This window comes from Cupriavidus consociatus, from assembly GCF_017814975.1.
GTDB lineage: Bacteria > Pseudomonadota > Gammaproteobacteria > Burkholderiales > Burkholderiaceae > Cupriavidus > Cupriavidus consociatus.
In genome coordinates this window covers 215,533-236,870 of record NZ_JAGIQA010000003.1, presented here as the reverse complement: position 1 = coordinate 236,870, position 21,338 = coordinate 215,533, and the positions used below count along the sequence as shown (strand labels likewise).

20 protein-coding genes and 1 pseudogene are annotated in these 21,338 nt (G+C 67.8%); 10 read left to right on the top strand and 11 right to left on the bottom strand.

Annotated elements, in window-relative coordinates; translation table 11 throughout:
- Positions 1-529 precede the first annotated feature (529 nt).
- Together J8I82_RS06190 and J8I82_RS06185 are read left to right on the top strand one after the other, a co-directional pair.
- Positions 530-1,501 (top strand): Bug family tripartite tricarboxylate transporter substrate binding protein, encoded by a 972-nt coding sequence (locus tag J8I82_RS06190; RefSeq protein WP_209755378.1) that lies wholly within the window; start codon positions 530-532, stop codon positions 1,499-1,501.
- Between the two features lie 347 nt (positions 1,502-1,848).
- On the top strand, positions 1,849-2,562 hold the full coding sequence (locus J8I82_RS06185) for a PA4824 family protein (protein WP_209755376.1): 714 nt from the start codon (positions 1,849-1,851) through the stop codon (positions 2,560-2,562).
- Here the strand turns inward: J8I82_RS06185 and J8I82_RS06180 are convergent.
- The 7 genes from J8I82_RS06180 to J8I82_RS06150 form a co-directional block, all read right to left on the bottom strand.
- Positions 2,519-3,475 (bottom strand): carbohydrate kinase family protein, encoded by a 957-nt coding sequence (locus tag J8I82_RS06180; RefSeq protein WP_209755375.1) that lies wholly within the window; start codon positions 3,473-3,475, stop codon positions 2,519-2,521. The two genes, J8I82_RS06185 and J8I82_RS06180, sit on opposite strands and share 44 nt — an antisense overlap.
- A 21-nt stretch (positions 3,476-3,496) precedes the next feature.
- Positions 3,497-5,146 (bottom strand): glucose-6-phosphate isomerase, encoded by a 1,650-nt coding sequence (gene pgi / locus J8I82_RS06175; RefSeq protein ID WP_209755373.1) that lies wholly within the window; start codon positions 5,144-5,146, stop codon positions 3,497-3,499.
- An 11-nt stretch (positions 5,147-5,157) separates the two neighbouring features.
- Positions 5,158-6,648, bottom strand: coding sequence for a glucose-6-phosphate dehydrogenase (gene zwf, locus J8I82_RS06170; protein ID WP_431831527.1), 1,491 nt, complete (start codon positions 6,646-6,648; stop codon positions 5,158-5,160).
- 56 nt (positions 6,649-6,704) lie between these two features.
- The gene (locus tag J8I82_RS06165; protein WP_209755371.1) at positions 6,705-7,685 is read right to left on the bottom strand and encodes an ABC transporter substrate-binding protein; all 981 of its coding nucleotides are present in this window, start codon (positions 7,683-7,685) and stop codon (positions 6,705-6,707) included.
- A 26-nt stretch (positions 7,686-7,711) separates the two neighbouring features.
- Positions 7,712-8,743 (bottom strand): ABC transporter permease subunit, encoded by a 1,032-nt coding sequence (locus tag J8I82_RS06160; RefSeq protein ID WP_209755370.1) that lies wholly within the window; start codon positions 8,741-8,743, stop codon positions 7,712-7,714.
- Positions 8,744-8,893: 150 nt separating this feature from the next.
- Positions 8,894-10,489, bottom strand: a complete 1,596-nt coding sequence (locus J8I82_RS06155; RefSeq protein ID WP_245179470.1) for a sugar ABC transporter ATP-binding protein — start codon at positions 10,487-10,489, stop codon at positions 8,894-8,896.
- Positions 10,476-11,738 (bottom strand): ROK family protein, encoded by a 1,263-nt coding sequence (locus J8I82_RS06150; RefSeq protein ID WP_209755369.1) that lies wholly within the window; start codon positions 11,736-11,738, stop codon positions 10,476-10,478. The genes J8I82_RS06155 and J8I82_RS06150 overlap by 14 nt, the downstream gene beginning before the upstream one ends.
- Before the next feature lie 214 nt (positions 11,739-11,952).
- On the opposite strand from J8I82_RS06150, the gene J8I82_RS06145 reads away from it, so the two are divergent.
- Positions 11,953-12,294, top strand: a complete 342-nt coding sequence (locus J8I82_RS06145; protein ID WP_209755368.1) for a hypothetical protein — start codon at positions 11,953-11,955, stop codon at positions 12,292-12,294.
- A gap of 15 nt (positions 12,295-12,309) precedes the next feature.
- On the opposite strand, the gene blaOXA is transcribed toward J8I82_RS06145, so the two are convergent.
- On the bottom strand, positions 12,310-13,149 hold the full coding sequence (gene blaOXA, locus J8I82_RS06140) for an OXA-1206 family carbapenem-hydrolyzing class D beta-lactamase (RefSeq protein WP_209755367.1): 840 nt from the start codon (positions 13,147-13,149) through the stop codon (positions 12,310-12,312).
- A 170-nt stretch (positions 13,150-13,319) separates the two neighbouring features.
- Here blaOXA and J8I82_RS06135 point away from each other — a divergent pair, with 170 nt between their 5' ends.
- Complete coding sequence (locus J8I82_RS06135) at positions 13,320-14,954, top strand: hypothetical protein (RefSeq protein WP_209755366.1); 1,635 nt, start codon at positions 13,320-13,322, stop codon at positions 14,952-14,954.
- Positions 14,955-15,025: 71 nt separating this feature from the next.
- Here the strand turns inward: J8I82_RS06135 and J8I82_RS06130 are convergent, their stop codons facing one another.
- Entirely contained in the window at positions 15,026-15,349 is a 324-nt protein-coding gene (locus J8I82_RS06130; protein WP_209755365.1) for a TFIIB-type zinc ribbon-containing protein, read from the bottom strand.
- Between the two features lie 301 nt (positions 15,350-15,650).
- On the opposite strand from J8I82_RS06130, the gene J8I82_RS06125 reads away from it, so the two are divergent.
- Positions 15,651-16,157 (top strand): M23 family metallopeptidase, encoded by a 507-nt coding sequence (locus J8I82_RS06125; RefSeq protein WP_284183024.1) that lies wholly within the window; start codon positions 15,651-15,653, stop codon positions 16,155-16,157.
- 88 nt (positions 16,158-16,245) lie between these two features.
- On the opposite strand, the gene J8I82_RS06120 is transcribed toward J8I82_RS06125, so the two are convergent.
- Both J8I82_RS06120 and J8I82_RS06115 read right to left on the bottom strand, forming a co-directional pair.
- Complete coding sequence (locus J8I82_RS06120) at positions 16,246-16,776, bottom strand: thioredoxin family protein (RefSeq protein WP_209755361.1); 531 nt, start codon at positions 16,774-16,776, stop codon at positions 16,246-16,248.
- 60 nt (positions 16,777-16,836) lie between these two features.
- Positions 16,837-17,529, bottom strand: coding sequence for a cytochrome c biogenesis CcdA family protein (locus tag J8I82_RS06115; protein WP_209755360.1), 693 nt, complete (start codon positions 17,527-17,529; stop codon positions 16,837-16,839).
- A gap of 277 nt (positions 17,530-17,806) precedes the next feature.
- Here J8I82_RS06115 and J8I82_RS39570 point away from each other — a divergent pair, with 277 nt between their 5' ends.
- From J8I82_RS39570 to oxlT, 5 genes and pseudogenes are all read left to right on the top strand, one after another.
- Entirely contained in the window at positions 17,807-18,124 is a 318-nt protein-coding gene (locus J8I82_RS39570) for a hypothetical protein (protein ID WP_431831526.1), read from the top strand.
- Positions 18,024-18,305: a hypothetical protein gene (locus tag J8I82_RS39565; RefSeq protein ID WP_431831532.1), complete on the top strand. Its 282-nt coding sequence runs from the start codon at positions 18,024-18,026 to the stop codon at positions 18,303-18,305. The genes J8I82_RS39570 and J8I82_RS39565 overlap by 101 nt, the downstream gene beginning before the upstream one ends.
- A pseudogene (locus J8I82_RS39560) lies at positions 18,193-18,653 on the top strand (hypothetical protein). The gene J8I82_RS39565 and the pseudogene J8I82_RS39560 overlap by 113 nt, the downstream one beginning before the upstream one ends.
- A gap of 78 nt (positions 18,654-18,731) precedes the next feature.
- Positions 18,732-19,166 carry a hypothetical protein gene (locus tag J8I82_RS06100; protein ID WP_336620892.1) on the top strand — a complete coding sequence of 145 codons (435 nt, stop codon included), beginning with the start codon at positions 18,732-18,734 and terminating at the stop codon, positions 19,164-19,166.
- Positions 19,167-19,990: 824 nt separating this feature from the next.
- Positions 19,991-21,310 carry an oxalate/formate MFS antiporter gene (gene oxlT / locus J8I82_RS06095; protein ID WP_209755354.1) on the top strand — a complete coding sequence of 440 codons (1,320 nt, stop codon included), beginning with the start codon at positions 19,991-19,993 and terminating at the stop codon, positions 21,308-21,310.
- The last annotated feature ends 28 nt before the right edge of the window (positions 21,311-21,338 follow it).

Sequence of the window (21,338 nt, the reverse complement as noted above, 5' to 3'; positions counted from 1 at the left end):
CATGAATTCGAGCGGCGTTGTCATGGTTCCCTTCGTCAACTGGCCGCCTCTCGCCAGCATTGCTGTCGGTCCCCATTGGCATGCAGCCTCACAAGGGGCCGCCGGGATCCATCGCCATTAATTTCTAGGGGCCGCAGGGTGTCCCGTGGATTGCGCTATGTGCGGTACCGCACATAGCCCTGATCGCCAGTCATGGCGCTCGCCAGTTCGCTGGCGCGGCACGGTCCTGCGCTGGAAAGCGTTGTCGCAAAAGGCTAGACGGGGAGTTGCCTGGCGCTGCGAGATCGTTGCGATGGCCAGCTCGATCGGATTCAAACTGGGAGTGGTAAGAGACACCCAGCTTGAATCAGGCACGCATGGCCGGGTTTTTGCTTTGTCTGTGGCTTGCTTCCGCTGTGGGGCCGTCAACGTCGTCCGTACATACCCTCAGTTGACGATGAAATTCATGGGAATAAAATCTGATTTACTATTGTGAATAACAGCAGGGCGTGCGATTTGCCGGCACAGCCCGCAAACCGGAGACAACCTCATGACCGTCAAGCTGCGCCGCCGCGTGCTGCTGTGCGCCGCCGTGCTGGGCACCCTGCCCACGCTGGCCTGGAGCGACACCTATCCCAGCAAGCCGATCCGCATGGTGGTACCGTTTTCGCCCGGTGGCGCCACGGATGTGGTGGCGCGGCTGATTTCGCAGAAGCTGGGCGAGGCGCTGAAGCAGTCGGTGGTGGTGGAGAACCGGCCCGGCGCCAACGGCATCATCGGCACGGATATCGTTGCGCGCGCGGCGCCGGACGGCTACACGCTGCTGCTCAACACGGCCGGCGCGCAGACGCTCAGCCCGCTGTTGTACAAGGCCGGATACGAGCCGCTGAAGAGCTTTGCGCCGATCTCGCTGATCAGCAATATCGGCTTCGTGATGGTGGTGCACCCGTCGGTGCCGGCCAGGACGGTGCAGGAGTTCGTGGCGCTGGCCAAGTCCAAGACCCGGCCGCTGAGCCTGTCGGCAGGCAGCAGCATGATCGAGTTGATCGGCGCGAGCTTCAAGGCGAACGCGGGCATCCCCGATGTCGTCAGCGTCTCGTACAAGGGCACCGGGCCGCAGATGCAGGCGGTGGTGTCGGGCGAGGTGGACATGACGATCGATCCGTTCAACTCGATGGCGATGATCAAGGCGGGCAAGCTGCGTCCGCTGGCGGTGTTCGCCTCCAGACGATCGCCGGCACTGCCGCAGGTGCCGACCATGCAGGAGGCGGGCTTCGACGGCATGGCGTTCAACTCGTGGGCCGGCCTGCTGGCGCCGGCGGGGACGCCCAAGGAGATCGTCAACCGGCTGAACCAGGAGGTGACGCGCATCGTCGCGCTGCCGGAGATCAAGGAGAAACTGGCGGCGATCGACTACGAGGCGGTCGGCAGCACGCCGGAGCAGTTCGCCACCACCATCGCCGAAGATACGGCCCGCTGGGCCCGCATCGTCAAGGAAACCAACTACAAGGCGGGTTCCTGAGCGGCCATGCAATCCATGGCGCAGATGGGTTGACCCGCTTCCAACGCAGGCATTACACTGCGCCCCCTTCTGATAAACGGAGTTATCCGTGGACAGTTGTTCCAGTCATTCTCGCGGAAGGGGATCGCCCCGGGCCGCCATGGGGCGCTGAGCAACTGCAGTCTTGTGGCTGCAGGCGCGGCAACGCCGCCTGCAGTGGTTTCCATTGGCGTCAATCGCGGTGAGCGCGTGCAGCCCGCGCGCGCCGTCGCCGAGCCGGCGGCGTCCCTTTCCTGTTCATCGAAATCGTGTCACGGCCCGTCGTGTATCGTCGTCGGCCGTGTCCCTGCGTGTCCAGGAGGGTTGCCATGGCATGGCCCCAAGTCTTTGTCCGTCTCGCCGCGGTGGCCTTGCTGGCCGCCGCCTGCCGCCCTGCGCTCGCCGCGCGGCCGCTGATTACCGATGATGCCCGCATCGTCGATCCCAAGTCGTGCCAGCTCGAATCGTGGATGCAGGTCCAGTCCGGCGGCAATGAGTTCTGGGCGTTGCCGGGCTGCAACCCGACGGGAAATCTCGAACTGACACTGGGCGGGTCGCTGCAGCGCGTGGACGGCGGCACGGATTTCACCAACGTGCAGTTCCAGGGCAAGACGCTGCTGCGGCCGCTGGAAACCGGCGGCTACGGCGTCGCCTTTACCGCTGGCGTGATCCATCATCCGAGCGCGGAACAGCGCAAGCTGTTTGGCAACGTCTATGTCAACCTGCCGGTGTCGTTCTCGTTTGCCGAAGACCGCTTCCTCGCGCACCTCAACCTCGGCGCCAATCGCGATACCGAAGCGGGACAGACGCGCATGACATGGGGTGTCGGCACCGAGACCCAGGTACATCCACGCGTGGCCATCGTGGCCGAGACCTTCGGCGAAAATCGCGGCAAGCCATCGTTCCAGGCGGGTCTGCGCTTCTGGGTCGTGCGGGACCGGGTTCAGGTCGACACCACCTATGGCAATGTGTTCGGCGGCGGGACCGGCGAGCGGTTTTTTACGATCGGGCTGCGGTTGTTGTCGCCGGCGTTCCTGCCGTAGCGCTCTGCAACGCCTCGACTTCCTCGCGCGACGGCGGATACGCCCCGGCCCGCGTCGCGGCGACCGCCGCGGCAGCCGCAGCAAGCCGCGCCTGCGCCGCCAGATCGTGCGCGGCGCCCGACAACACACCGGCCATCCACCCACCCATCGCGGCATCGCCGCAGCCGACCGTGTCGGCGACCTCCACACGCAGCGCGGGCTGTTCGATGCTGGCGCTGCCCTTGAACAGCGTCATGCCCTGGGCACCGCGCGTCAGCATCACGGTAGCGTCGGGCGCCATGGCGCGTACCTGCGCGAGTGCAGTGGAGGTGTCGAGGCTTGGAAACAGTCCTGCCAGGTCTTCGTCGGAAATCTTGACGTAGCTGGCCAGGCGCAGCATATGCGCCAGCACCGCGGCGTACCCTTGCGTGCGCATCAGCTCGCGGAAATTGGGGTCGAAGGCGATGCGCTTGCCGGCCTGAGCGGCCTGGGTGGCCTCTTCGCACAGCCGTGTGGCCAGCGGCTGGCGCACCAGGCTGATCGAGCCGAAATGCACCACTTCCGCAGCCTGGCGCCAGCCGGCAGGCAGCGCGGCGGGATCGAAGTGCAGGTCGGCGCTGTCGTCGCCGACAAAGAAATACTGCGGCGGATGGCGCGAGGCGACGAAGGCAAGGAAGGGCGAGCGCGGCACGCGCTGCAGGAAACGCGCATCGAGCCCGGCCGTGGCGCTGGCGCGCGCGAGGTCGTCGCCGAACAGGTCCTGGCTGACGGCGCCGGCGAACGCGGTGGCAATGCCCAGCCGCGCGCCGGTGCGCGCTACGTTCCAGCATGAGCCGCCAGGCAGGCCCAGCCAGCTGCCGTCGGGCTGGCGCACCATGTCGGTCAGCGCTTCGCCAAAGACCACATAGCGGGGCAGGGAGGTAGGCGTGGACATCGGGTATCTCCGGCGAAAAGCTCAGGCCGCGGTGCCTTGCGGGGCCTGGGCGGCCTGCGCGCGGCGGATCAGTGCGGCGGTGGAGGCATCGTGCGGGGCCGCCGCCGCCGTGCCTTCGAGCTCGCGCTGGATCGGTGCGGCCAGCTTCTTGCCCAGTTCCACGCCCCACTGGTCGAATGAATTGATCTGCCACAGCGCACCCTGCACGAAGGTCCGGTGCTCGGCCAAGGCGAGCAGCGCACCAAGGTGCCACGGATCCAGCCGCCGCAGCAGCAACGTATTGCTGGGCCGGTTGCCTTCGAATACCAGGTGCGGCACCAGCGCTTCATCGCTGACGCCTTCTGACCGCACTTCTTCCGCGGTGCGGCCGCGCAGCAGCGCCTCGCCCTGGGCGAAGCAGTTGGCCAGCAGCTTGGTATGGTGCCCGGGCAGGTCGCTGACCGGCTCCAGCGTGGCAATGAAGTCCACCGGAACCAGCTGCGAGCCCTGGTGCATCATCTGGAAATAGGCGTGCTGGCCGTTGGTGCCGGTCGTGCCCCACACCACCGGGGCCGAGCCTGCCTGGATGCTGCCGCCGTCGAGCCGCACCGACTTGCCATTGCTTTCCATCTCCAGCTGCTGCAGGAAAGCGGGCAACAGTTCCAGCGGTTCGCAGTAGGGGGCCACGCAGCGGCTGCCGGCGCCGAGGAAGCTGCGATACCAGACATCGAGCAGCCCCAGCAGCATCGGCAGGTTCTGCGCTGCCGGTGCGCTGGCGAAATGCAGGTCCATCGCGCGCGCGCCGTCGAGCAGTTCGCGGAAGCGCGCGAAGCCCACTGCCACCGCGATCGACAGGCCCACCGCCGACCACAGCGAAAAGCGACCCCCCACCCAGTCCCAGAACGGGAACATATTGGCGGGATCGATGCCGAACGCGGCCACCGCGTCGCGGTTGGTCGAGACCGCCACGAAATGGCGCGCCAGGTCCGCGCGCGACGCACCCTGCTGCACGAACCAGTCGCGCGCGGTGCCGGCGTTGGCCATGGTTTCCAGCGTGGTGAAGGTCTTGGAGCAGACGATCACCAGCGTGGTGGCGGCGTCCAGCGGCGCCAGCGTGCGCGCCAGGTCGCTGCCGTCGACATTGGCGACGAAATGCATGCGCGGCCCGGCGTTGTCGGCACTGTCGGCACCCGCCAGCGCACGGCACACCATGCGCGGCCCCAGGTCAGAGCCGCCGATGCCGATGTTGACCACGTCGGTGATCGCGCGGCCGTCAAAGCCGGTCCACGCACCGCTGCGCACGGCATCGGCAAATCGTTCCATCTGGCCCAGCACCGCGGCGACGTCACCGCCAACCGGCACGCCAAGCGCGCGGTAGCCGTCCTCCGGGTAAGCGCGCAGCGCGACATGCAGCGCGGCGCGGCGCTCGGTGGTATTGACCGGCTCGCCGGCAAACATGGCATCGCGCCGCTCGCACACGCGTGCCTGTGCCGCCAGGTCGAGCAGCAGTTGCAGCGTCTCGCCGGTGATCCGGTTCTTGGCGTAGTCGAGCGTCAGGCCGCAGGCCTCGGCGATGAAGCGGTCGGCACGCGCCAGGCCATGCGGGCCGTCGAACCAGTCGCGCATATGGGCGTGGTGCATCGTTTCGGCATGGGCGCGCAGCGCTTGCCAGGCGGGAAGGGTGGTGGTCATGTCGATGGCTCCTACATTTCTTCGTGCCAGGCCTGGCCGTCGCGCGACAGCAGGGCGCTGGAGGCCGCCGGTCCCCAGGTGCCGGCGGTGTATGGCTTGGGCGGCGCGGTGGTGTTCTCCCACGCCTTCAGGATCGTCGCGACCCAGCGCCAGGCCTGCACCTGCTCATCGCGGCGCACAAACAGGCCCAGCCGGCCGCGGATCACGTCGAGCAGCAGCCGCTCATAGGCCCCCACGCGCCGCACGCGCGGCGCCGCGCTGGTCAGCTGCAGGTCGAGCGAGGCGGGCAGCAGCGCCTGCGTGTCGCCCGGCTGCTTGGTCAGGAAGTAGAGGCGGATGCTTTCTTCCGGCTGCAGGGTGATCACCAGCCGGTTGCCCGCCATCGTGCCCAGCGGATGCGGGAACAGCGGGTATGGCACGTCGTGGAAATGGATCACGATCTCCGCCACGCGCGACTGCATGCGCTTGCCGGTGCGCAGGTAGAACGGCACGCCGGCCCAGCGCCAGTTGGCGATCTCGGCGCGGATGGCGACGAAAGTTTCGGTGCGGCTGTCGGGGGCGATGCCGGGCTCGCTGGCGTAGCCGGGCACCGGGTTGCCGCCCGCGGCGCCACGGCAATACTGGCCGCGCACCACTTTCTCGGCCACGTCCTCGGTGCGGATCGGACGCAGCGCCTTCAGGATCTTGAGCTTCTCGTCGCGGATGGCGTCTTCCGACAGGCTGGTGGGCGGCTCCATCGCCACCATGCACAGCAGCTGCAGCAGGTGGTTCTGCACCATGTCGCGCAGCGCGCCGATGCCGTCGTAGAAGCCGCCGCGGCGCTCCACGCCCAGCTCCTCGGCAATGGTGATCTGTACCTGCCGCACCCATTCGCGCCGCCACAGCGGCTCGAACAGCACGTTGCCGAAGCGCATCGCCATCAGGTTCTGCACCGACTCCTTGCCGAGGTAGTGGTCGATGCGGTAGATCCGGTCTTCGGCGAAATGCCGCGCCACTTCGGCATTGATGGCTTCGGACGAGGCCAGGTCATGGCCGAGCGGCTTTTCCAGTACCACCCGGCTGCGCTCGCCGGCCAGCCCCACGCGCGCCAGTTGCGCGCAGATGGTGGCGAACAGATGCGGCGCGGTCGCCAGGTAGCACACCACCACCGGTGCGGCGCGGGCGTTGATCAGTTCGGCCAGCGCGTCGAAGCCGGCATCGGCGTTGGCATCGACCTGCAGATAGACGATGCGCTCCAGGAAGCCTTGCCACGCTGACGCATTGCCGGCCAGCGCCGGCAGCACCTCGTCGTTCAGCATGGCCACGTAGGCGTCGTGCGACAGCGGCTGGCTGCCCAGCGCCAGGATGCGCCCGCGCGGGTGCAGCGCGCCGGCGGCGTGCGCGTCGAACAGCGCCGGCAGCAGCTTGCGCCGCGCCAGGTCGCCGGTGGCGCCGAACAGGACGAAGTCGAATTCGGGCGCGTGGGCAGCGGCCGGAGCCGCGGCGGAAAGGCTGTCCATCATGTCGTGAAGTAACGGTACGTTCGGCTAAGGGGTTGGAAAGGTGGCGGGCCTGCCGCTTATCGCGGCGTGGCCCAGCCCTTGTACTGGCCGACGTTGGCGCGCGTCACCAGCGTCGACGGCAGCAGCACGGTCGGGGGGGCGGGACGCTGGCCATTCATCATGCCGACGCCCAACTGCACCGCGGTACGGGCGATTGCCCACGGGTCCTGGCTGGCCGAAGCCTGCACCAGCGTATCGGCCTTCAGCGCGGCTTCGATATCGGGCGCGCCGTCGACCGAAGCGATCAGGATGCCCCGGCGGTTGAGCTGGCGCGCGGCCAGGTCTGCGCCCACGGCCTGCGGGTCGTTGATGGTGAAGACCGCGTCGACCTTGGGAAAGCGCGTCAGGTACAGCTGCATCACGTTCAGCCCGCCTTCGCGCGAGCCCTTGGCGTCCTGGTCGTCGGACAGGATGCGGATGTCAGGGTGCCGCGCCAGCACGGCCTTGCAGCCCTTGACGCGATCGAGCACGGCCGACACCGGCGGCCCGTTCTGGATGATCACGTTGCCGCGCCCCTTGAGCCGCTCGGCGATAAAGCCGCACGCCAGCTCGCCCGCCTGGGTGTTGTCGGTCTGCACCGTGGCATCGGCGCCGGCGGCGGCCACGTCGACGGCGACCACCACGATGCCGGCCTTGCGCGCCTTGCGCACCGCTGGCTCGATGGCGCGCGCGTCCGCCGCGTTGATCAGGATCAGGTCGACCTTGGCGACGATAAAGCTGTCGATATGGGTGAACTGCTTGTTCAGGTCATAGTCCGCCGACAGCACGGTGACCTTGACCTCGGGGTTGACCTGACGGGCCGCGGCTTCGGCGCCGCGCGCCAGCGCGACAAAGTACGGGTTGCCGAGCGAGCCCAGCGTTACGCCGACCTTTTTGAGCTGGCGCTGCGGGGCTGGTGCGCCGGGCTGCGAGGGTGCCTGCGCGGCGGCCGGCAGTGTGCAGAGCGCGGCCAATGCGATCGCCGCCAGCGCACGGAGCAAGGGAAAGGGCTTGATCATCGATCTGTCTCCTGTCAGTGCGTGGCTCAGGTCCGCGCCGAGCCCTTCTGCCGGTAGCGGTCCAGCGCCACCGCGCCGATGATGACCAGCCCCTTGATGATGTATTGCCAGATATCCGACACACCCAGCAGGATCAGCCCGTTGGACAGCACCGCGATAATCAGCGCGCCCACCAGCGTGCCGGCGATCGAACCGACCCCGCCGACGAAGCTGGTGCCGCCCAGGATCACCGCGGCGATGGCATCGAGCTCATAGGACTGGCCCAGCTGCAGGCCGTTGGCCGCGTACAGCCGCGACGCCGACATGACGCCGCCCAGTCCCGACAGCAGCCCGGACACGGCATAGACGAACAGCAGCACCACCCAGACCTTGATTCCTGACAGCCGCGCCGCCTCGGCATTGCCGCCGACTGCGTAGATCTGCAGGCCCAGCACCGTGCGGCGCAGCACCAGCCACGACACCGCCACCACCGCCGCCGCGATCACCACCAGCCAGGGCACGCCCAGCAGGTCGCCGTTGCCGATGAAGGCAAAGGAGATGTCGGGGTTGTAGACGGTGCTGTCATTGCCCACCAGCCGGGCCAGGCCGCGCACCGCGGTCAGGCTGCCCAGCGTGACGATGAACGGGGGCAGCTTCATGAATGCGATCAGCGCGCCGTTGACCAGGCCGAACAGCAGCCCGCACAGCAGCGCCGCCGGCACGCTCAGCGCCGCCAGCTGCGGTATCAGCGATACCAGCATCGCCACCACCGCGGACACCGACAGGATCGAGCCCACCGACAGGTCGATGCCGCCGGTCAGGATCACAAAGGTCATGCCCGCCGCCAGCACCAGGTTGATCGACGCCTGCTGCGCGATGATCGACAGGTTCTGCAGGCTGGCGAAGTTGTCGGTCAGCAGCGTGAAGCCGAAGCAGAGCAGCACCAGCACCGGCAGCATGCCGAGCGCGCGCAGGCGTTCCTGCGTGGTCGCGCGGCCGGCCGCGCCGGGCAGGGCGGGGCCGGTGGATGGGGCGGCCGCGGCAGTGGCGTGGGCGGTGGGGTGGAAGGGGTTGCGCATGGTGTCTCCTTTTCGGAATGTCGTGCCTGCGTGGGCCGACTTGCGTACTGCGTTTTATTTGCTGGCGGTGGCGGTGGCGGTGGCGATGTCAAGCTGATTGCTTGCGCCCCTCTCCCGCTTGCGGGAGCGGGGCGCAAGCCGCATGCATCATCAATGCAGTGTGGTGTGTTGAATGTCCCCACCCGCGCCCGTCGCCAGCGCGATGATCCGCTCCTGCATTCCTGCCGCATCGGCACAGCCGGCCACTTCGCCGACCAGCTCGCCTTCTCGCATCACCAGCACTCGGTCGCACAGGCCGACCACCTCCGGCAACTCGCTGGAAATCAGCAGCACCGCGACGCCAGAACGGGCCAGCTCGTCCACCAGCCGGTAGATTTCCGCCTTGGCGCCGATATCTACGCCGCGCGTCGGCTCATCCAGGATCAGCACGCGCGGCCGCGTTTCCAGCAGCCGCGACAGCATCACCTTCTGCTGGTTGCCCCCCGATAGCGCGCCCACGTTGACCTGCGGGTGTGCCACGCGGATTGCGAGCGAGCGGATCGCCTGCGTGGTGCGCTGGCGGGCGCTGGCGCGGTTGAGCCGGCCGCCGCGCAGCGCGTCGCGGGCCGCCACGATCAGATTGATGTTCTCGTGCACGCTCTGGTCCAGGAACAGTCCCTGCAGCTTGCGGTCCTCGGTCAGGTAGGCGATGCCGGCGTCGATGGCCTGGCGCGGGCTCGAAATTGCCAGCGGCGTGCCGGCGACGAACACCGCACCGCCGCTGCGCGCATCGGCGCCGAAGATCAGCCGCGCCAGCTCGGTACGGCCGGCGCCGACCAGGCCGGCCAGCCCCAGTACTTCGCCGGCGCGCAGGTCGAAGCTGCACGGCAGCACGCGCCGGCCATCTGACATATTGCGCACCGACAGCATGATCTCGCCCTGGCGAGCCTCGCCATGGGTCTTGGTGTAGAAACCGGACAGGTCGCGGCCCACCATCATTTTGACCAGCGCGGCCTGGGTCAGGTTGTCGCGCTCCAGCGTGCCGACGAAGCAGCCGTCGCGCAGCACCGTGACGCGATCGGCCAGCTCGTCGATCTCGGCCATGCGATGGCTGATATAGATGATCGCCATGCCTTCGGCACGCAACTGGCGGATCAGCGCGAACAGCCGGTCGGTCTCGCGCGTGGACAGCGGCGTGGTGGGCTCGTCCATCACCAGGATGCGCGTCTCGAAATGCACCGCGCGCGCAATCTCGACCAGCTGGCGCTGCGCGATCGACAGCGTGTGCACCGGCGTGACCGCCGTGAAGTCGGCGCCGAGCCGTGCCAGCGTGGCTTCGCACGCGCTGGCCATCGCGGCGCGGTCGACCATGCCATGGCGGTGCAGATGCCGGCCGAGGTAGATGTTCTCGGCCACGCTCAGGTTCGGCGCCAGGCTCAGCTCCTGGTAGATCACCGCGATGCCATGCTCGCGTGCGGCGGCCGGGCCGCCGAAAGCGACCGGCTCGCCGGCGATGCGGCACTCGGCGCCGGGATCGGCGGTGTAGGCGCCGGACAGGATCTTCATCAATGTCGACTTGCCGGCGCCGTTCTCGCCCATCAGCGCATGGACTTCGCCCGCGTAGACGGTCAGCTGCACATTGCTGAGCGCCTTCACGCCGGGAAACGTCTTGGAGATATTGCGCAGCGCCAGCAGCGGCGCGGCAGCGGCGGCGGCATGGGGGTGCTGCGGCGTGGACTGGGTGCGCGATGGTTCAGACCATGGCATGGCTGGCCTCCGGGACGATGGCCGAAGCGCCCTTGAGCAGTTCGGCACGCGGCGAGAAGTTCATGAACATCGGCAGCGACGCAGCGCCGACCGCACCGGCGTTGGCGCCAAAGCAGCCACGCACCACGTTGGCGGGGATGCGCGCTTCAGGGGCGCTGTCGTTCAGGGCCTGCTGCAGCCGCTCGATCAGGGCCGGCACCAGCCCGCCGTCGATGTCTGCGTCGAAGATCACCAGCGGCACGTCCAGCACCGCCAGCGCCGATTGCAGCGCCGGCGCCAGCGCGTCGACGCAGTCGTCGATCCATTGCGCCACCGCCGGGTGGCCCAGCTCGGCCTGGCGCTGCAGGTCGGCATGGCCGTCGACCGCCACGCCGTGATAGCGCAGGTGGCGCGTCAGCGCATTGAGCGAGGCGCGCGACAACAGCAGGTCGCGCCGCCTGCCGGCGGGTGCGGGCGCCGACGGCAGGGTGCTGGGCGGCACCGGCATCATGGCGATATCGCCGGCATTGCCGGAAACGCCGCGCACGCAGTCGCCGTTGAGCACCACGCCGCCGCCGATGGCCGGGCCGAGGAACACATAGAGGAAATGCTGCGCGTGGTGGCGCCCGTAGAACAGCTCGGCTACCGCGGCCGCGGTGCCGTCGTTCTCGCCGAACACCGGCAGGCCGGTGACGGCGTTGAGCATCGCGGCGAAGTCGGCTTCGTCCCAGGCGCGGAAAATCGCCTGGAAATCCTCGCCCTGCACGTCGAGCTCGCGCAGCCAGGCGCCGAGGTTATACGGCTGCGCCACGCCGATTCCCAGCAGCCGCTTCTGCTCGCCAGGGCTGAGCCGGGCGCGCATCGCTTCGATATCGCGTCGCACCAGGTCCAGCGCCTGCTCGGGATGGGGCAGGACCAGCTGATGCGCATGGCTGGCGAGCAGTTCGCCGGCAAAGTCCACCATCACGGTCTCGATGCTGCCGCGGTCGAGCCTCACGCCAATGCCGAAGGCGCCTTTGGCCTTGAGCCGGATCAGGCTGGCGGGCTGCCCGCGCTGGCCCTCCGTGCGGCGCCCGGCCTGCTCGACCAGGCCTTCGTCGGCCAGGGTCTGCACGATGCTGCCCACCGCGGTGTTGGTCAGCTGCGCCATCCGCGCCAGATCGGCCTTGGACGCCTCGCCGGCGCGGCGCAATGCCAACAGCAGCGCACGTTCGTTGTACAGGCGCAAGCTGGCGGAATTCACGCCACGGCCTGCCTTGGATGCGGTCATGTTGTCTCCGTCCTCTGGCCGACGCGCGGTGGGCGTCGGCGTATTAATTAATTCATGTTGAATTAAAGAATACTCGGCGTCAGAACTCAACTGCGGGAAAACCCGCAGGACGAAACGTTGTCGCAGCAGTGAGGCTGCTCAAGGAGCACTTCGCTTGCGCGCTCGCGCATGGCTGGCTAGCGTAGAGACGGGACCACCGAATGTGGGGGGAAAGATGAAGGCCCGCACTGAAACTGGCCACTGGAGCCGCTACTTTGTGCTGGACCTGAAGAACCGGCCGGTGGAGGCGGCACGTGAGGAATGGGAACGCTGGATGGCCGAAAACGATCCGGTGTTCCGCCGCACGCTGCTGCAGGACAGCGGCGGCGTGGTGACCACGCGCTTTCGCGGACTGGCACAGGCATCAGGCGACGCGCCGCTGTTCGTGACCCGCGTGACTGGCATGGGCGAGGAGGACAACGAAAGCTACGGCGCGCCGACGCTTGCTGCCGCGCTGGCGCTACACGATGAAATCGTGAAAAAGCTATTGCGGCAGCTCGGCGGGACGGTGCCGTAGCGCGTCAGGTGCCCATCAATCCGGCAGCGCTCCCGCCTGCCGCAGCGCCGCGCGCGCGATCTCCATCCGCGCCCTGGCGTGCTCGGGTCTGAGCAGGTCGAGATTGAGCGCAAACAGGTAGTTGTCGCCGCCGCGCTCGACCCATCCCACCAGCCATCCCACCGCTGGCTGCGCGGAATCGGCCCAGCCGGTCTTGCCGTGCAGCGTATAGCCTGCGGTGCGTTCCATTACCGTCAGCCGGTCCACGCCATCGAAGGCGGCCGGCGAGAACGGCAGCGTGCGCTGCACCAGCCCCTTGAGGAAATCGACCTGCTGGTAGGCGGAGATCTGCAGGTTGCCATTGAGCCAGAAGCGGTCGACCGGTCCCGAGCTGTCGGCATTGCCGTAATGCGAGGCGGTCAGGTAGCGCTGGTAGGCCGAGCTGCCGACCCGTCGCGCCAGCGCCTGGTAGGCGGGCACGCATGAGTTGGGGAAGGCCACGCGCAGCGGCACGTCGGCATTGCAGGCTTCGGGCAGGACAGCCTTGCCGCCGACCAGCCAGACCTTGCCGTCCCACGGCAGCTTGTCGTGCTCGATGTCGGCCACGGCGCCGCTGTCCAGGCCGATCAGCGAGTTCATGATCTTGAAGGTCGACGCGGGCGAGTACGGCGTGGCCGCGCGCGCAGCGTTGTAGGTCAGCACGCGATCGCGGCGCAGGTCGTGGATGACGATGGTGCCAGTGGTGCCGGCCTGGCGGAACAGCGCGTCCGCATCGAGCGGTGCCGCTTGTGGTGCGGCGGTGGCGGGCAGGACGGAAGCGAGCAGGGCAAGTCCGACGGCCATCGGGGACAGCAAGCGTGAGATTCGGATAGGCATGGCAATAGCGTGTTGGGTTGGACAGAGATCTTCTGGTGGCAATCCGGGCCCGGACCGTGGTGCGCAGCATAGGAGAGCGCCCCAAACACGCCAACCGCGCAAGCTGTAACTTGCGTAACATGACGGCGCTGCACACACCTCCTGCCCCCGGCCCGCTACTGCTTCAACCCATGTCCGCTGCCTTGCTTTGCGTCGACGTCTGCGCCCCCTATCGCGTCAATGGCGAGCCCGCCCGCTTCCAGTCGGTCTGGCTGCTGGCGCGCGCCTGGCATGCGCAGCGCAGCGGCGGTGATGTGACAGCGGCGGCCGTGCGCAGCGCCTTCCCGGCCGCCGCCAACCTGCGCATGCTGGTATCGCGCGCCTTCGCGGACTTCGCCCGGTGGGGCGTGACGCTGGGCTGGGGCGTGGACCGGCAACGCGATCCGGCGACGGCCAACCCCGCGCAGCGCAGCCGCGGACCGTTCTGGATGACGGCGGCGCAGGGTCGGCGGCTGCGCTTCGTCGCGCACGGCCGCACGCTGGGGCCGGCGGCGCTGGCGCGGCAGCTGGGCTTTGGCGACGCGGCGGCGCCAGTGTCCGGCATGCCGGACGGCGCGGCCTACGTGATGCGCGACATGGCCTTCTGGAGCGAACTGACGCAGGCCATGCGCAGCGCGCAGGACGGCTATGCCGGCGCGCACGGCACCGCCGTGGCCGAAGCGTTCCGCGCGGCGCAGCGCAGCGCCGGCGATCCGTTCCAGCAGGCGTTGTCACTGCTGAAGGAAAGCCTGGCCTGGCGCCGCTGCGGCAGCCTCGAGCAGAGCCGCGCCGCGTTGGCCCGCTTTGACCGGCTGTCCCGGGCAGGCAGCCCCGGTGCCGCCATGCCGACCTTCGCGGCGATGGCGCACGTGGTGCGCGCCTGGGCCCGCTATACGCGCGGCGACCACGATGGCGCCGGCGCCGGGCTGGCCGTGCTGCGTGCGGACCCGGAGCTATCCCTGGCGGTGCGCTACAACCCCCGCCTGCGCTTCGAGGTGCTGAACCTGGAGGGGCTGCTGTACAAGGCCGGTGCGATGGGCAAGGACAGCGCCGGCAGCGTGGCGCCGGCGCTGTCGGCGCAGCGTGCCCTCGATGCCTTCGCGGCAGCGTTGCAAGCCGGTTACGAAGCCGATTCCGTCGACGCCGTGCAGCATGCCGCGGCCAATATCGGCCTGTGCCTGTGGCTGTTCTGGCGCCATGGGCTGGTCGATCCCGGCCGCGCGCGCGAGGCCGGCGCGGTGCAGCGGCAGGCGATGCGCTGGCTGGGGTTGTCGGAATGGATCTGCGACCGCTTCGGGGTGGGCGGGGGCACCGCGTGGAACGCGATCTTCCTGTTGCGCATCGCGCGCGGCAGTTGCGGGCCGGATGCGCCTGGCGATGCCGGCGAGGGCAGGGGAGGGGAAAGCGTGGCGGCCTTTCGCCGCCAGCGCCCGATGTCCGTAGCCGATGCCATTGATGCGCTACGTCCCTTCCACGCGCCGTTTGCTCCGGCCAAGGGTTTCGTGCGCTGGTCTGTGGTGGCCGCCTTTGCGCTTGAGGACCACGACGCAGGGCATGTCAGCCTGGGGCCGTTGCAGCTGGCCAACCTGTTGCTGGAGTCGGCCTGGTACCTGACACACGAGCAAGGCGCAACGGCAAAAGCCTGCGCGGCGGTGGAGCGGCTGGCAGCGCAGTTACCCGCGCTGCGCGCGGCCGAGCGGGCGTTCTTTGCGGCGGAGATCCGCGCGCTGCCGCCGGAACTGCGCGACGCGGCGGCGGAGATTGCGCGCCGGCGGCGCAAGGGATAGCGGGATCGCCGGTGTATTCGGGGCAATGCGCGGCGATCGTGGTGATGCGCGGCATTGCGCGCAGCCGCCGTTCAGTCGAACAGCTCGTGCCAGATGCTCTTCTTGCGATAGTGCTTCTGCTGGCGTTCGTCGTAGTAGCGGTCCCGGTCATGGTCTCGAGGGCGGCCCCATTCATGGCCACGGTCCCGGTCGCCGTAGCCCTGCTGGGGCTGCGCTGCCGGGGCCACGGGCTGAGGTGAGGGTGCCGCGGGCGCCGCGGCGATGGAACGCTCCAGGATCTTGTCGAGTTCGCCGCGATCCAGCCAGACGCCGCGGCATTTCGGGCAATAGTCGATTTCGATGCCTTGTCTTTCGGACATCACCAGTTGCGTTTGCGGGCAGACCGGACAATCCATGCCTTCTCCTCGTTGCTGTCGATAAGGTGAGGTATGACCGGCCCGCCCTGCAATGGTTCGCCAGTGTGCATCAGCCAAACTGCACAGCGACGCGCGCGCCACATGGCGGCATGCGGAATTTGTCAGCCGCGCCGCCGTCGAAGCGGATATGCCTCAATTCGATCCCCATCGCGGAGCGGCTCCGGACCCGTCCACATCGCCCGCATCGCCCGCATCGGAGCGGTACGGCGATGCGCCGCGCCGCCGCCCGCTGTTCGCTGGTGTGTTCGGTCGCCTGGTCGGGCCGGCGGTGGCGGCGGCAATCCTGTGGGCCGCCTGGCCATGGCTGCAGCCCAAGCTGGAACGAGCCATCTACGCTGCGCGGCTGGCGGCCCGTCCGGCGCCAACCGCGCTGCCGGTCCCGGTGCAAGGCGTCGCCGCGCGCGCGTTGCGCGACACGTGGCATGGCGCGCGCTCCGGCGGGCGCAAGCACGAGGGCATCGACGTCTTCGCGCCGCGCGGCCGGCCGGTGCTGTCGGCCACCGAAGGCATCGTCTCGCGCGTCGGCACCAATTCGCTCGGCGGCAAGGTGGTCTGGGTGATGGGACCGGGTCGGCAGATGCATTACTACGCGCACCTTGACGGCTACGCGGCGATACGCGCGGGCGATATCGTGGCGCCGGGCACGGTGCTTGGCTACGTCGGCACCACCGGCAACGCCCGCGGCACGCCCCCGCACCTGCACTACGGCATCTATGCCGCCGGGGGTGCGATCAACCCGTATCCGCTGCTGAAGTTGCCCCCGACGGCGGGCGCGCAGCGGCGCTAGCCGGGCACGGTGCCGCGCGCAGCGGCAGCCGGCAATGAGCGCCCCGAGGGGCGATTCTCAACAGGCGCGCGAGCGCGCGCCGCCGGGGTCAGGGCCTGGCGTCGGCCAAGGCCTTCTGGATGGCCGCTTCGGTCTGGGCATAGTTGCCTTCGCCGAAGTGCTTGTAGATGACATTGCCGTTGGCATCGACGAGATACAGCGCCGGCCAGTACTGGTTGCGCCAGGCATTCCAGGTGGCGTACATGTTGTCCTGCGCCACCGGGTAGCGGATATCGAAGCGCTTGATCGCGGCCTGGACATTGGCAGTGGACTTTTCGTAGCCGAACTCGGGCGTATGCACGCCGACCACCACCAGCCCCTTGTCGCGGTATTTGTCGTACCACTGGCGCACATGGGGCAGGGTGCGGATGCAGTTGATGCAGTCGAAGGTCCAGAAATCGACCAGCACGACCTTGCCGCGCAATCCGGCAAGGGTCAGCGGCTCGGAGTTGAGCCATTTCTCGATGCCGGTGAATTCCGGCGCCTTGCCGAAATCCGCCGCCGCGGCGGCAGCGGGAGCGCCGTGGGTGGCGGCGAAGATGGTGGTGGCGGCAAGCAGGGTGCGCAGGATGCGGTGCATGGTGCAGTCTCCGTGTCAGACAGTCAGGGAAAGATTCAGCGGAAGGATTCGGCCAGTGGATCAGGTCAGCGGAACCAGCGACGTCAGCCACGCGATGGCGAGGGTGTCGTACTGGAAGTACATGGCGACGGCCGTGACCACAACCAGCGCACCGAAGCCTTGCTGCAGCCGCTCGGTATGGCGCGCCAGCCGGCGCACATGGGTAGTGGCGAACTGGCCGCCGTAGGCGATCAGGAGCATCGGGATGGCCGCGCCGGCCGCATACATGCCCAGCAGTGCGGCGGCGCGTTGCAGGTCCTGGGCTTTGGCAACCAGCGCCAGGATCGAGGCCAGCACCGGCCCGGCGCATGGGGTCCAGACTACCCCCAGCGACATGCCCAGCACAAAGCCGCCGGCCATGCCGCTGCCGCCCACGCTGCCGAGCCGGTCCGCGAGACGCTCGGCGATGCCGCCGAACGGACCCGCCAGCCGCGCGAACCCGGCGGGCCACAGCCGTGCCAGTCCGGTCACCAGCAGGAACAGGATGGCGGCGTTGCGCACCCACCCGTGGGCATCGGCAAAGGCGCTGGACAGCGCGCCGAAGGCGATGCCAAAAGCCGAGAACGCGGTGACGAACCCCAGCGCGATAGCCAGGGGGCGCAGGCGGTCCGACTTGCCCAGGGAAGCGCCGAGCAGCATCGGCAGCACCGGCAGTACGCACGGCGAGGCGATCGTCAGCACGCCGGCGAGGAAGGCAAGCAGTGCGTCGATCATGGGTGGCTCCGGCGGGCGCGCGGCGCGGCGCACAGCGGGGCAAGGGCAGGCAGGGCAAGGCAGGCGGGCATCGTCGGGCTCCGGTTGGATCGATGACTGCATTGGAGCGCCCGTGCGTATCCCGCTTGTTTCCATGCAGCGGCCGGAATGCAATATTTCATGTCGGGTGCCGCGCCAGATACAGTGCGATACAAAGTGGCGGGTTGGCCGCAGCAGAATCTGACTGCGTTCCGGGGCCTGGGAATGGGCGCCGACGCTACGTGTTCAGTACGAGCCAGTGGTTTACCGCCGGCACAACAAGGCCGAGCTGCGCATCGAAGGCTATCGCGGCCTGGCCAACGACAGCCCGGTGGTGGGCGACGCCAATTTCGGCATCGAGTCGGTGCTCTACACGCCGCCGATCCACTACGACTGGCGCCGCCTTCGGCGGCGTGGGCTATGCCACCGGGCGTTTCGACGAAGGGCGTGTCGACTACCGCTGGGCCCGCGCCGGCGTGCAGCGGCGCGTGCGCGACCTGACCCTCGAAGCCGAACTGTCCATGCACGGGTATGGCTATGGCGCGCGCCAGGGCGGCCGGGTGGCGCTGGACTATGACCTGGATGACCCGCTGGCGCATCGGCGCCTCGGCCGCGATGCGCTCGACCGCCACGCCGCTGCAGGCACTGCTCAACGGCGTCTATGCCAACAACGTGCGGGTCTACGGACGCTGGCGCGCCAGCGAGGCCGGCGAGTGGATGCTGACGGTGGCGCCATCGCACTTCAGCGATGGCAATGACCGGCTCGAAGGCGGCATCTCCGGCGTGCAGCGCGTCTACACCGCGCCGCACCTGAAGGCCGACCTGCTGGTGGACCTGTGGAGTTCGCGAACAGCCGCACCGACGTGTCGTACTACAGCCCGAGCGCCGACCTGACGGTGCTGCCGTCGGCCCGGCTCACGCACACGCTGTACCGCCGCTACGAGACCGCCTGGGAGCAGCAGTTCCTGGCCGGTGCCGGTACATACAGCCAGCAAGGCTTCGGCACCGGCGCGATCCTGCTGCTCGGCTACGGCCAGCGCTACCGCACCAGCGACGTGTTCGACGTGGGCGCCACCGTCACCGCCACCAGCCGGCCCTCCCTATGACGGCCAACGCGAGCGCGAGCTGCGCGTCGTGTTCGACCTGACCTGTCGATTCTGACCGATTCTGACCCTGAACCCGCCATGACGCGATACCCGCAACACGCCCGGCGACGCCTGCCCTGGCCACTGCTGGTCGCATGCCTTCTGGCCGCATGCCTGCTGGCCGGCTGCGCCAAGGACATCCCGGTGTTCACGCCGCCGGCGCAGCGCCCGCTCGCCGCGGCCGGACAGCCCTGGCCGGACAACAACCACCTGGTGGTGCTGGCCTACCACGACGTCGAAGACAAGGACCCCGATCAGGCTTACCTGAACGTGCATACCGACCACCTGATCGGCCAGCTGGCGTGGCTGCGCGAGAACGGCTACCAGGCGGTCTCGGTACTGCAGCAGGCCAAGGTGGCGGTGATTGATCACGAACACGACGGTGGCATCGCCGGCGTGCGGCTGGGCTACGAATGGCAGCTCCGGCCGGTCAAGCCTGCAGTGGCCGCTTCGGCAGAAGCTTGTCCGGCGTGATCGGATAGCTGGCAGCGCTTGCCAGGCCACCGAACCCCAGCACATCTCGGCTGACAGGCTGCTTCGGGGCCCTGGCGGCGCCGCTTGCCAGTGGCACGCCGCGCCCGGCGCGCGACCCTGGCTTCGCGGCAGCGGGGAGGCCTTCGTGCCATCGGGCACAGACAACGGGTAATCCACTAGGCGCGGCCTTGTTTATTTGCTCCGGATAATCGCTTATAAATACGGGACATGTTGCGGCTGATGTCCCGCATCATGACTCCGCCCGCCGGGACGCCTGCGGGCTTTTTTTATTCTCAATTATTCGCGGTCGATATTAATCGGGAATCTTATTTTCCCGCTTTCTGATTCGGTCTGGTGAAAACCCTGATTTTTCCCGAAACATTACAAAATCGCAATGTTTCGCGCTTGGTCAGCATTTGACATGCATTTGGCCAAGTCGTCAACACTTCCCTCAAAGCCGCTCCAGCATTGGCTTTTCGGGAGTTCAGCGCACTTATTCATGCGGCTTTCTCACTGATGCGTAAATAGCCTGAATCCGGCTTTGCAGCCATATCTCTCATTAATCCGCGGGCTAGTGAAAACCCTGTTGCTGGTCGTCTTGTACTTCCTTGATATATCACATACTGTGTATCCCATCGCATCTCGTAGTTTGAAAACAGGTGAGTGCGGGAGACGTCGATATGGCGTCGCGATAAAAGGCAGTTAATGCCCACGACACAGGAGACTGAAAATGCCAGGAGCCACCTGCAAGTTGACGCGCATGGCGTCCCCACCTTCGTCCATCCCCACGGATTTCCCGAAACACACGGTTCAAGGAGCGCGCTATGAGTAACGCAACGGCAGGGGCCCTGCACCCCAATCAGTCTTCGGAGTCCACGCGCTGGATCCAGTTGATGGTCGGCGTGGTCTGCATGATCGCCACTGCGAACATCCAGTACGCCTGGACGCTGTTCGTGCCTGAGATCCAGGAGACCTACGGCTGGTCACGCGCCAGCATCCAGATCGCCTTTACCGTGTTCGTGCTGGTGCAGACCTGGCTGGCGCCGATCGAAGGCTACTTCATCGACAAGTTCGGGCCGCGCATGATGGTGGCCCTCGGCGCGCTATTTATCGGCACGGCGTGGGTCATCAACTCGCAAGCGACCACGCTGATGGGCTTCTATGTCGGCGCCGCGGTCGGCGGCCTGGGCGTGGGCTCCATCTACGCGACCTGCATCAACAACGCGCTCAAGTGGTTCCCGGACCGCCGCGGCCTCGCGGTCGGCCTGACCGCCGGCGGCTATGGCGCGGGCTCGGCGGCGACCATCCTGCCGATCGCGGCGATGATCGAGTCGCAGGGCTTCCAGCACACCTTCCTGTTCTTCGGCCTGCTGCAAGGGTCGCTGGCCTTTGTCGCGGCGTGGTTCCTGCGCTCGCCCAAGACCGGCGAGGTGCGTGGCTCGAAGAAGCTGGCCCAGGCCACGCGCGACTACACCCTCAAGGAAGCGCTGTGCACCAAGCTGTTCTGGCTGATGCTGGTGATGTTCGTGCTGGTGGTTACCGGCGGCATGATGGCCGTGGCCCAGCTCGGCGTCATCGCCAAGGACCTTGGCGTGAAGGAATTCAAGGTCGACCTGCACTTCTTCGTGATGGCTGCATTGCCGCTCGCCCTGATGCTTGACCGCATCATGAACGGTATCTCGCGTCCGCTGTTCGGCTGGATCTCGGACAACATCGGCCGCGAGAAGACGATGGTGATCGCCTTCACCCTGGAAGGGCTGGGCATCATCGCGCTGGGTTACTTCGGCAGCAACCCCTATGCCTTCCTGATCCTGTCCGGCGTGGTGTTCCTGGCCTGGGGCGAAGTCTACTCGCTGTTCTCGGCACTGGCGGGCGATGCCTTCGGCACCAAGCACATCGGCAAGATCTACGGCGTGCTGTACACCGCCAAGGGCATCGGCGCACTGTTCGTGCCGATCGGCAACCTGCTGATGGAAGCGACCGGCACGTGGTCGACGGTGCTCTACACGGTGGCGGTGATGGACCTGACCGCGGCGTGCCTGGCAATCGCGGTGCTGCGGCCGGTGCTGGCCTCGCACGTTGCGACCTCGAGGCAGCAGTTCGCGAAGGAATCTGCCGCAGCCGGCGCGCAGGTGGCAGCCTAATCCGTGCAGCGAATCAGATAGATCGATC